The sequence below is a fragment of the Micromonospora sp. CPCC 205558 genome, from assembly GCF_036902955.1.
GTDB lineage: Bacteria > Actinomycetota > Actinomycetes > Mycobacteriales > Micromonosporaceae > Micromonospora.
Genome location: NZ_JBAKHR010000007.1, coordinates 194,310 through 205,877 on the forward strand (window position 1 = coordinate 194,310; position 11,568 = coordinate 205,877).

9 protein-coding genes are annotated in these 11,568 nt (G+C 71.9%); 7 read left to right on the top strand and 2 right to left on the bottom strand.

From position 1 onward, the window contains the following. Positions 1-19: 19 nt before the first annotated feature. The 7 genes from uxaC (at position 20) to V6U86_RS10450 (ending at position 9,279) form a co-directional block, all read left to right on the top strand. Positions 20-1,453, top strand: a complete 1,434-nt coding sequence (uxaC, locus tag V6U86_RS10420) for a glucuronate isomerase (RefSeq protein WP_334501314.1) — start codon at positions 20-22, stop codon at positions 1,451-1,453. After that, positions 1,450-2,754, top strand: coding sequence for an enolase C-terminal domain-like protein (locus tag V6U86_RS10425; RefSeq protein ID WP_334501316.1), 1,305 nt, complete (start codon positions 1,450-1,452; stop codon positions 2,752-2,754). Before uxaC ends, V6U86_RS10425 begins: the two co-directional genes overlap by 4 nt. Next, a complete protein-coding gene (locus tag V6U86_RS10430) occupies positions 2,745-4,238 on the top strand; it encodes a mannitol dehydrogenase family protein (protein ID WP_334501318.1) in 1,494 nt (497 codons plus the stop codon). Before V6U86_RS10425 ends, V6U86_RS10430 begins: the two co-directional genes overlap by 10 nt. Then, on the top strand, positions 4,228-5,442 hold the full coding sequence (locus tag V6U86_RS10435) for a Gfo/Idh/MocA family protein (RefSeq protein ID WP_334501320.1): 1,215 nt from the start codon (positions 4,228-4,230) through the stop codon (positions 5,440-5,442). Before V6U86_RS10430 ends, V6U86_RS10435 begins: the two co-directional genes overlap by 11 nt. A 29-nt stretch (positions 5,443-5,471) precedes the next feature. Beyond that, complete coding sequence (locus tag V6U86_RS10440) at positions 5,472-6,827, top strand: pectate lyase family protein (RefSeq protein WP_334501323.1); 1,356 nt, start codon at positions 5,472-5,474, stop codon at positions 6,825-6,827. Positions 6,828-6,909: 82 nt separating this feature from the next. Next, positions 6,910-7,635 carry an HD domain-containing protein gene (locus V6U86_RS10445; protein WP_334501325.1) on the top strand — a complete coding sequence of 242 codons (726 nt, stop codon included), beginning with the start codon at positions 6,910-6,912 and terminating at the stop codon, positions 7,633-7,635. 150 nt (positions 7,636-7,785) lie between these two features. Then, complete coding sequence (locus V6U86_RS10450) at positions 7,786-9,279, top strand: FAD-binding oxidoreductase (RefSeq protein WP_334501327.1); 1,494 nt, start codon at positions 7,786-7,788, stop codon at positions 9,277-9,279. Between the two features lie 237 nt (positions 9,280-9,516). Here V6U86_RS10450 and V6U86_RS10455 read toward each other — a convergent pair whose 3' ends face one another. Beyond that, positions 9,517-10,296 (bottom strand): AfsR/SARP family transcriptional regulator, encoded by a 780-nt coding sequence (locus V6U86_RS10455; RefSeq protein WP_334501330.1) that lies wholly within the window; start codon positions 10,294-10,296, stop codon positions 9,517-9,519. 136 nt (positions 10,297-10,432) lie between these two features. Then, positions 10,433-11,560 carry a hypothetical protein gene (locus tag V6U86_RS10460; protein WP_334501333.1) on the bottom strand — a complete coding sequence of 376 codons (1,128 nt, stop codon included), beginning with the start codon at positions 11,558-11,560 and terminating at the stop codon, positions 10,433-10,435. Positions 11,561-11,568 lie beyond the last annotated feature (8 nt).

Here is an 11,568-nt window from a genome sequence, read left to right on the forward strand (position 1 = left end):
CAACGAGGAGCCCCACCCCGTGCCCACGTTCGACCACACCGACCTGCTCCTGCCGCCCGAACCGGGCCAGCGCGCGCTGGCCCGGGAGCTGTACGCCCTGGCGGCGGAGCAACCCATCATCTCGCCGCACGGGCACGTCGACCCGGCCCTGCTCGCCGAGGACCGCCCCTTCCCGGACCCGGCGCAGCTGCTCATCGTGCCCGATCACTACCTGACCCGGATGCTGCTCAGTCAGGGCGTACCCCCGGCGGATCTGGGGGTGCCCACCCGCGACGGCAGCGCGGTGGAGACCGACGGCCGGATCATCTGGCGGCGCTTCGCCGCGCACTGGCACCTGTTTCGGGGCACCCCGTCGCGACTCTGGCTGGAGCAGACCTTCCGCACCGTGTTCGGGGTGCACACCCCACTTCGCCCGAGCACGGCCGACGCCGTCTACGACGAGATCGCGGCCCGGCTCGCCGAGCCGGACTTCCGGCCCCGGGCGCTGTTCGAACGGTTCAACATCGAGGTCCTCGCGACCACCGAGTCGCCGCTGGACGACCTCGCGCAGCACGCCAAGCTCGCCGCCGACGGGTGGGGCGGGCCGGGCGGCCGGGTGGTCACCACGTTCCGCCCGGACGACGTGGTGGACATGGAGTTCGAGGGCTGGTCGACGAATGTGGACCGCCTCGGCGACCGGGCCGGCGAGGACACCGGCACGTACGCCGGCTACCTGGCCGCGCTGCGGGCCCGACGCGCCGCGTTCATCGCCGCCGGCGCCACCTCCTCCGACCACGGCCACCCCACCGCGCGCACCCTGGACCTGACCCCGGCCGAGGCCGAGCGGCTCTACGACCGGGGTCGGCGCGGCGAGGCCGACGCCGCCGACGCGGAGGCGTTCCGGGCGCACATGCTCGTGGAGTTCGCCCGGATGTCGCTCGACGACGGCCTGGTCATGCAACTGCACCCCGGCGCGGTGCGCAACCACAACCGGTGGCTGCACGCCCGGCACGGCCGCGACGTCGGCGGCGACATCCCGCAGACCACCGAGTACGTGCACGCGCTCGCCCCGCTGCTGGAGCGCTACGGCAACGACCCCCGGCTGCGGGTGGTCCTCTACACCCTCGACGAGGACACCTTCACCCGCGAGCTGGCGCCCCTCGCGGGCGGGTACGCCGCGCTGCTGCTCGGCGCGCCCTGGTGGTTCCTGGACTCCCCCGAGGTGCTGCGCCGGTTCCGGGAGGCCGTCACCGAGACCGCCGGGTTCTACAACACCGCCGGGTTCGTCGACGACACCCGGGCGTTCTGCTCCATCCCCGTCCGCCACGACGTGGCCCGCCGGGTGGACGCCGGCTTCCTGGCCCGCCTCGTCGCCGAGCACCGGCTGCCGTTGGACGAGGCCGCCGAGACCATCGTCGACCTGGCGTACCGGCTGCCCAGGCGGGTCTTCAACTTTGGAGGCAGCGACCAGTGACCGTCACCATCACCTCCGTCGAGGTGCACGACGTGCGGTTCCCGACCGCAGCCCGGGGCGACGGCTCCGACGCGATCAACCGGGGTGACTACTCGGCGACGTACGTGGAGTTGGGCACCGACGCCGGCCCGGTCGGCGCCGGATTCACCTTCACCAACGGTCGGGGCAACGAGATCACCTGCGCGGCGGTGCGCGCGTTGGCCCACCACGTGCGGGGGCGCACCATCGAGGAGATCACGGCCGAGCCGGTCGCGTTCTGGCGCTCGCTCAGCGCCGACGTGCAGCTGCGCTGGCTGGGCCCGGAGAAGGGCGTCATCCACATGGCGACCGGCGCGCTGGTCAACGCGGTGTGGGACCTGCGGGCCACACTGGCCGGCAAGCCGATGTGGCGCTTCCTCGCCGAGCTGCCCACCGACGACCTGGTGGCCAGCGTCGACTTCCGGCACATCAGCGACGCGCTCACCCCGGACGAGGCGGCCGCCATCCTCGACAAGGGACTGATCGGATCCGATGGCCGGCTCGCGGAACTCAAGCAGAGTGGTTTCGCTTCGTACACCACCTCGGTCGGGTGGCTCGGCTACCCCGACGACAAGGTCCGGGCGCTGACCCGGCAGGCGTACGCCGACGGCTGGCGGGCGATGAAGATGAAGGTCGGCGGCCCGCTCGCCGACGATCTGCGGCGGGCCCGGATCATCCGCGAGGAGATCGGCCCGGACGCGCTGTTGATGATGGACGCCAACCAGGTCTGGGACGTCGACGAGGCGATCACCGCGATGGCGGCGCTGGCCGAGGTCGACCCGTACTGGATCGAGGAGCCCACCCACGCCGACGACATCCTCGGGCACGCCCGGATCGCCCGCGCGGTGCGCGAGTTGACCGGCGGCCGGTGCCGGGTGGCGACCGGTGAGGTGGCCGCCAACCGGGTGATCTTCAAACAGCTGCTCCAGGCCGAGGCGATCGGGGTGATGCAGGTCGACGCCTGCCGGGTCGGTGGCGTCAACGAGGTCGTGGCCGAGCTGCTGCTGGCGGCGAAGTTCGGCGTGCCGGTCTGCCCGCACGCCGGTGGCGTGGGCCTCTGCGAGTACGTCCAACACCTGGCGATCTTCGACTACCTGCGGGTGGGCACCGGCCTGGACGGTCGGATGATCGAATACGTCGACCACCTGCACGAACACTTCGTCGATCCGGTGCGGACCCGCGGTGGCCGCTACCTCCTGCCCGAGCGACCCGGTTACAGCGCCACCATGAAACCGGCGTCGATCGCCGAGTTCCGCTTCCCGGACGGTCCGGCATGGCGGTGACCGTCGGGGCCTCCCGGCTCGGCCTGGGTGTGTTGCGCCGACTGCCTGCCGAGGCCCGACCGCTGATCCGACCGGGCACCGTGCCGACCGGCGTCGTACACCTGGGGTTGGGCGCGTTCCACCGGGCGCACCAGGCCGTCTTCACCGAGGCTGCGGTCGGCGCGGCCGGCGGTGACTGGGGCATCGTTGCCGTCGCCCCGCGCAGCACCGCCATGGTCGAGGCGCTCGCCGCGCAGGACAACCTGTTCAGCGTCAGCGCCCTCTCCGCCGCCGGCAGCGCCACCCGGGTGGTGGGCGCCCTGAGCGGCGTACGGCACGCGCCCAGCGACCCGGACGCGGTGGTGGCGTTGCTCGCCGACCCGGCGGTACGCGTGGTCACCCTGACCGTCACCGAGAAGGCGTACCAACTCGACCCGGTCACCGGCCGACTGTCCCCGGACTCGGCGCTCGCCGCGGACCTGGCCGGGGGCAAAGCGCCGACCACGGTGCCGGGGCTGCTGCTGCGTGGGCTGGCCGCCCGGGCCGCCGCGGACGCCGGGCCGGTGGCCCTGGTGAGCTGTGACAACCTGCCGGCCAACGGCCGACGACTGCGCGGCATGCTCGACCAGGCGGTCGGCCGGGCCGGCGGCGTGCCCGCCGGGCTCAGCGAGTGGGTGGCCGGCAACGTCACCTGCCCGGGCACCATGGTGGACCGGATCGTGCCGGCCAGCACCCCGGAGACGATCGAGGCGGCCCGGAGGGCGCTCGGCGTGACCGACCTGGCCGCGGTGGCCGCCGAGCCGTACGCGCAGTGGGTGATCGAGGACGACTTCCCGGGCGGGCGGCCCGGCTGGGAGTTCGCCGGGGCGGTGCTCACCGACGACGCCGGCCCGTGGGAGCGGTTGAAGTTACGCGCCCTCAACGGCGTGCACTCGGCCATCGCGTACCTCGGGGCGTTGGCCGGTCGGGAGACGATCGCCGACGCGCTGGAGATCCCGCACCTGCGCGACGTGCTGCGCCGACTGATCGCCGAGGACGTGGCGGCCAGCTTCAGCCCGCCGGACGGGGTTCGGGTGGTCGACTACGGTGAGCAGGCCCTGGCCCGGTTCGGTAACGCGGCGATCCACCACCGCACCCTGCAGGTGGCGATCGACGGCTCGCAGAAGCTGCCGCAGCGCGTCCTGCACACCATCGCCGACCTGCGCGCGACCGGGCGGTCCGCGCGCTGGGGCGCGCTGGTCGTGGCGTCCTGGTTGCGCTTCGCGCTGGGGTACGCCGACGACGGCCGGCCGTTGCCGTTCCAGGACCCCCTCGCCGGGCCGATCCGGGCCGCGCTGGACAACGGGGCGCAGAGCCCGGCGGGCGCCGTCGACGCGGTCTTCGCGCTGCGCGAGGTCTTCCCGGCGGAGGTGGCAGAGGACGACGAGGTCCGCGCCGACGTGATCGGCTGGCTGACCGCGTTGGAACGGCACGGCGTCGAGGCCACCCTGGCCGGTGCCCGGTGACCGGGTCGACGCCGGTCGGTCGGCGGTGAGCGGGGCCGCGCCGCCGCCCCGGGTGGCGGTGATCGGGGCGAACGGGCACGGGCGCTGGCACCGGCGGGTGATCGCGCCCCTGCACGCCGCCGGTCGGCTCCGGTTGGTCGCCCTGGTCGACGTCCGGCCGGTGGAGGACGACCCGGACGCCCCGGTGCCGCCCGGGGTGGCGGTGTTCACCGACCACCGGGCGATGCTCGCCGCCACCCGGCCGGAGGTGGTGGTGATCTGCACACCGCCGCACACCCACCTGGCGATCGCCCGCGACGCCCTGGCGGTCGGCGCGGACCTGCTGCTGGAGAAGCCGCCGGTGCTGTCGCTGGCCGAGCACGAGGAGCTGACCTGGGCGCTCACCGCCGCCGGCCGGGTGGCCCAGGTCGGCTTCCAGGCGCTCGGCTCGGCGGCCCTCACCGCGCTGACCGACGCGCTGGCCGCCGGCCGGCTGGGCACTGTCACCGGCATCTCCACAATCGCCGCCTGGCAACGGCCGGACGCCTACTACGCCCGCTCCCCCTGGGCCGGGCGACGGAGTCTGGACGGCCGGCCGGTGCTGGACGGCGCACTCGCCAACCCGTTCGCGCACGCGGTGATGCAGTGCCTGGCGATCGCCGAGGCGCTCTCCGGGGCGACGCCCTGGCCGGCCGCGATCGAGGTGGAGCGCTACCGGGTCCGGCCGATCGGGGTGGAGGACACCGCCGTGCTGCGGGTCCTGTTCCGCGCCGGGCCGCCGATCCTGGTGGCGGTGACGCTGGCCGCGGCGGAGTTCGTGGCGGGCGAGGTGGTGGTGACCGGAACGACAGGGCAGGCGGTGCTGGAGTACCCGACCGACCGGTTGCGCCTGCCCGGAGACGTGGTGACCCGCCGGGTCCCGGGGCGGCTGGGGCTGTTGGAGAACCTGCTCGCCCACCGGGTCGACCCGGTGGGCGTGCCGCTGATCGCGCCGCTGGCCCGCACCGCGCCGTTCACCGCGCTGCTGGACGCGTTGCGGCCCGCGCCGGAGCCCCGGCTGCTCGACGGCGATCTCGTGACCACCCTCGGCGAGGGCGGGGAGCGGGTCCGCCACCTGCGCGGCGTCGTCGACGTGTTGCGTCGGGCGGCCGAGCGGGGGGCGCTGCCGAGCGAACTGGCGGTGCCGTGGGCGTCCGCCGCGTACCGCGCCGAGTTGGCGGGATAGACCTCCACCACAACGAACGGAGAGAGCCGATGCGCAGAATCCTCGGCGGCGCCACAGTGATCGCCGTCCTCCTCGGCGCCGCCCCGGCCGCCGCCGCTGTGAGCCCGGACGTCCCGTCCACCGACCGGCTCTCCTGGACCGCCCGTCACCTCGGCCGGCAGGCGCTACCCGAGCGGGACGGCTGGGCGGCCGACGGACCCGGCACCACCGGCGGCTCAACGGCCAGCCCCGAGCGGAGCCGGGTGGTCCACAACCGGGCGGAGTTGGTCGCCGCGCTGGGCGGCGACAACGCCAGCAACGCCACCGACGCCACCGGGAAGCTCATCTACGTCGACGGCGTCATCGACGGCTTCGAGGCGCCGGACGGCACGCCGCTGAGCTGCGCCGACCTGGCCGACCCGGGGTACCGGCTGGACGCGTACCTGGCCGCGTACGACCCGGCGGTGTGGGGACGGGTGCCGCCGAGCGGGCCGCTGGAGGAGGCTCGGGTGCGCTCGGTGACCAACCAGACCCGGCAGACCCAGATCAACGTCGGCCCGAACACCACGATCGTCGGGCTGCGCGGCGCTCGACTGACCGGGCTCACCCTCATGATCGACCGGGCGTCGAACGTCATCGTCCGCAATCTGACCTTCGTCGACGCCCGCGACTGCTTCCCCGCCTGGTCGCCGACCGACGGCGAGGCCGGCAACTGGAACAGCCAGTACGACCAGATCTCGGTACGCCGCAGCGAGAACGTCTGGGTCGACCACAACACCTTCACCGACGGCGACAACCCGGACAGCGCCCAGCCGGTGTACTTCGGTCGGCCGTACCAGGTGCACGACGGGTCGCTGGACGTCACCCACACCGCCAGCCTGGTCACCGCCTCCTGGAACCGCTTCTCCGGTCGGGACAAGCTGTTGTTGATCGGCTCGTCCAACACCGTCGGCCCGGACGTGGGCCGGCTGAGGGTCAGCCTGCACCACAATCTCTTCGACGGCGTCCTGCAACGGCTGCCCCGGGTGCGTTTCGGCCAGGTCGACGTCTACAACAACCACTACCGACTCGGTGGGGACGACTTCCAGTACGCGCTCGGTGTGGGTGTCCAGTCGGCGATCTACGCGCAGAACAACTTCTTCACACTGGACGCGTCGGTCGACCCGGCCGACCTGCTCTACGACTGGGGTGGCACCGCGTTGACCGAGCGGGGCTCCTGGGTGCGCCAGGGCGGTGGCGTGGCACGACCGGTCGACCTGTTGGCGGCGTACAACGCGACCCATGATCCCGACCTGGCCGCGGATGCGGGCTGGACACCCAGCCTGCGCCGTGACCCCGTCCTGCCGGCACCGCTGGTCCCCGTCCTGGTCGGCCCACTCGCCGGCGCCGACCGGCTACCGATCTGACGGTTCCGGGCGCACGCAAATCGCGGTCGGGTCGGCGACTTAGGGGCTCATCGATGGCGTGAAGATCGGCTATAAGTGACGCATGGACTTCCCGCCGCACCTGGGCAGCATGCCGATGCACGCGATCACCGAGATCCACGGCGAACCGGGCCTGCTGGAACGTTTCCGGTTGGAGGTCCAACAGTTCGACGACGCCGCCCGGGCGCGGTTGACCGCCGCGCTCGACCTCGCCGCCGACCTGCACCGCGACGACCGACGCGTCCGCGAGCCGTACCTCAACCACCTGCTGCGGGTGGCGATCCGGTTGATGCACCACTACCAGGTGCGGGACGTGGACGTGATCGTCGCCGGCCTGCTGCACGACGCCGTCGAGGACCACCCGGCCGAGCTGGCCGACGGTGACCCGGGCATCGACCCGACCGGGGCCGCACTGGCCGCGCTCGCCGCGCGGTTCGGGCCACGGGTGGCCACCCTGGTCGCCGCGGTCACCAATCCGGTGTACGACCCCGAGCGGGACCGTAACGCGCAGTACCGGGAGCACCTGGCGGTCAGCCTGGACCGGGAGCCCTGGGCCCGGGTGATCAAGGTGTCGGACTTCACCGACAACGGCGTGGGCGTGATCCACACGGTGGGGCCGAAGGTGATCTCGTCGGCCCGGAAGTACCGGCCGCTGGTGCCGCTCTTCCGGGACCTGATCGGCCGACCGGACACCCCGTTGTCGCTGGCGGTGAAGCGGCACATCTTCGGCCAGCTCGACCTTGCCGAGGAGCGGTTCAGCGCCATCCTGGACCAGCCCGCCCCAAACTGACGGGGCGTCGCATCACCCGACCGGGTTCCGCGACAAGTTCTCAGATCTGCGACGAAACCTCGGGCATTACGGTTGGTTTGCACCAGATGAGAGGTAAAGCCCCTCTCGGTTCATCTTTCGGGCGTGTCACCAATCGAGAGGATTTGGACCATGCGCGACCTTTCCCGTCGTGATCTGCTCAGGGCGACGGCCGTCGGCGCCGGCGCGGTCGCTATCCCGAGCATGATCGCCGGCAGTTCGGCAATCGCGGCCGACGGTCCCGGGTGGCCCTCCGACACGACGTTCCCGCCGGCACAGCTGACCGGCCGTATCGTCCGCCCACAGAGCCCCGACTACGCGGAGGCCAGCCTCGGCTGGGACGAACTGTTCGTGCACTATCCGCTGGTCATCGTCTTCGCCCAGGAGACCCGGGACGTGGTCAACGCCCTCACCTGGGCGCGGCAGCACAACGTCGCGCTGCGGGTACGCAGTGGTCGGCACAACCTCGAAGGCTGGTCGAACGTCGACAACGGCATCGTGATCGACGTCAGCGAGCTGAAGGATGTCCACATCGACAGCGCCACCCGTACGGCGAAGGTCGGCGCGGGGCTCACCCAGTCGGAGGCCGTGACCGCGCTCGGGGAGCACGACCTGGCTGCCACCACCGGCACGGAGGGGACGGTCGGCCTGTCCGGCGCGACCCTCGGCGGCGGCTTCGGCTTCCTCACCCGCTACCTCGGGATGGCCTGCGACAACCTGATCGGGGTGGAGATCGTCGTAGCGGCAGGCGCGGACGGCGCGAAGGTGCTCGAGGTGGACCCGTGGAACCACTCGGACCTGCTCTGGGCGCTTCGCGGCGCCGGAAACGGCAACTTCGGGATCGTCACCGCACTGACCTACAAGGTCGCCCCGCTCAAGAGCGTCGCCTACCTTCAGGCGACCTGGCCGGGCCTCGACGACCTGCACGGGGTCTTCGACACGTGGCAGCGCACCGCACCGCTCACCGACCCTCGTCTCGGCACCCAACTTGAGATCCACCGAAACGAGATCCTGCTGTTCGGGGTGCTCGCGGAAGGGTCGGAGGCCGAGGTCAGGACGCTGTTGGCGTCGATCCTGTCGATCGGCGACCCCACGGTCACTGTGCAGATCGGCGGCTGGGGCGACACCTACGCCGGGTTCCAGATCCCCACCGAGGACGAACCCGCGAACTGGAAGTTCTTCTCCCAGTTCACCAGAGAGCCGTTCCCGGAGAAGGCGATCAGCGTGATCCGAGCGTTCATGCGAGACGCACCCACCGACGACAGCAACTTCTTCACCCAGGCCTTCGGCACCGGGGCACAGCGACACGAGCCGTTCGGTGGTGCGGCCTTCCCGCACCGCGACGCGCTCTTCTACTCCGAGCCAGGAGCGGGTTGGGGCACCCGCGGCGAGCCCGACAGCGGCGACGCCCTCACCCCGATTGCCCAGGCCTGGATCGCCGAGTTCAGCCAGGCACTGCGGCCCTACGTGGACGGGGCCTACGTCAACGTGCCCAACGTCGGGATGGCCGAGTGGGAGACCGCCTACTGGGGACGCAACTTCGACCGGCTGCGCCGGATCAAGGCGAAGTACGACCCCCACAACGTCTTCCAGTACGAGCAGAGCATCCCACCCGCGACACACTGACCGGCCCCACCGCGCCCCCACCCCACCCCACGGCTCCTCGCTCACCTCACCTCACGCGCATCCCTTGCTCTGCACCCACGCATGCACCAGCTACAGAACGTGAGTGTCGCGCCCGTGGGTGCAGAGCAAAGGACGGATGTCGGGGGTGTGGGGTCGTGGGGGCCAATCTGGGCGGGACGGTCGGCCGGCGGAACGCCGGGCGGGAGGGACGCCGGACGGGACGGGCGCCGGGGCCGGCTACGGCGACGGGACGGTCACACCGGTCACACCGGCGCGGACGAGCTGCTCCAGCCAGGGTGTCGGGGCGACGCCCAATTCCCGGCCCAGGTCGGCGCGGAACAGCTCGAACCGCCGTACCGCCTCGTTGATGTTGCGCTCGGCCAGGTGCACGGAGATCAACGTGCGGGTAGCGCTCTCCCGCAGCGGCTCCAACTGCACGGCGGTCAACGCCACCTGCACCGCCTCGCCGAACCGACGCCGCGTGGTGAGCCACTCGGCAAGCGTCTCCAGCGCGTACAGCTGGGTCTGACGCAGCCGCTCCCGCTCGGTCAGCACCCAGTCGTCGTACCAGCCGGGCAGCAGCTCCCCGGTCGCCAACGTCGGCACGCCGGGGCCGACGGCGAGCGGCCCAGCGCCGGCCAGCAGCGCCGTGGCCGCAGCGCCCAGGGTGGCCACGTCGCTGGTCACCCCGGCGGCCAGGGCCAGCCGGTCGTCCTCCTCCACCAACGGCTCGGGGGTGACCCGGTGCAACCGCCAGAGCATGGTGCGCAGGTTGGCTCGGGCCCGCTCCTCGTGGGAGCCGGGCCAGAGCGTGCCAGCAGCCTCGGACCGGGCACACCCCTGGCGTACGCCGAGGTAGGCCAGCAGTCGGCGGGCACCCTGCGGCACCGCCACCGTCCGCCCGTCGCGTTCCAACCCGAACCCACCGAGCAGCCGCAACGTGTACCGGGCGGGCTGTCCGGCTTCGGTCCCGGACGCCTCGGGGCGAAGGTCTCGCGTCATCTCGTGAACAGCCATACCTGCGCCTTTCGCACCCGATGCCCCGTGGCAGTTCCACGGTCGGGTGTGGACGGTCGACGCGCCAGCGCAATGTCGCTTCACCGACCCGGCCAACGGTGTAGATCAACCGTTCGCCGGATTCGGCACCGGCCGTTCAGCGCAGCTTGCTCAGCGTCCGGGCGTAGCCGGTCCACTCGGCGGCGTCGCCGACGTCGGCGCGTACCCCGGCCTCCTTCATGACGGCGAGCACCTGTTCGGGGTGGGCGTCGGCGAGCTTGCCGAGGGTGCTGATCCCGGCGCCGGCCAGGGCCGCTCGGGCCTTGGTGGGCACCCCGGCGAGCATCGCGATGTCGGCGTCGGCGACGTTCTCCAGCTCCGCCTCGATGCCGAGCGCCGCGGAGACCGCCGAGTGGGCGCCGACCGTGGTCCGGACGATCATCGCCTCCCGCTCACTCACCTCGCTGAACATGTCGTCCACACTCTGGAACGCTGCCTCGGCCGGCAGCACCTTGAGCACGTCACGGACCGTCCGACCGTCGGCCAACTCATCCTTGCCGAAGTAGCGGATGAACTCCGTCAGCTTCACCTCGCGGGGGAAGCGCTGCCGGACGTCCCCGTTCTCGGCGGCGTACCGCTCCAGGTAGGCCGCGCCCCGGACCTTCGGGCCGGCGACCACGTCCACCCCGAGGGTTTCCACGGCGGGCAGCACGATGGTGCCCGCCTTGGTCTGCCAGATGCTGACCTTCTTGTCCAGGAACATCGTGGTGCCCATGTACTTGCCGAAGTCCAGCGTGCTGATGTAGTTGGGGATCTGCTCGAACGTGTACGGGCCGGGGACCACCTTGTTCTCGTGCACTGTCGAGTGCAGGCGGTTGATCTCGGCGCGGATCTCGTCGAGCAGCCGGCGCAGGCTCACCCGCATCGCCGCCATGCAGGAGAACGCCTTGGCCAGGTCGGTCCCGAGGTGGTCCAGGTCGTGCTCGATCCGATGGAACCGCTCGTTGAAACCCTGCTCGCCGGGGGTCTCACCGGCCTGCACCACGTCCTCGCCGTCGATCCAGTCGGTGTGGGCGAAGGTGCGGGCGAACGGCGGTGGCGCGCAGCCCGGTTCCACCGCCGGGAACGACTCGGCGTAGCTGAACACCCGCTTCGCGCTGCCCACGTTCTCGTAGATCCAGGACGAGACCAGCACGCTGGCGTCCGACTGCGGGATGCCGTGTTCGGTGAACATCCGGTAGAGCTCGGTGACGGTCAGCCCGTCGTAGTTGATCTCGCTCGCCATGATGATGT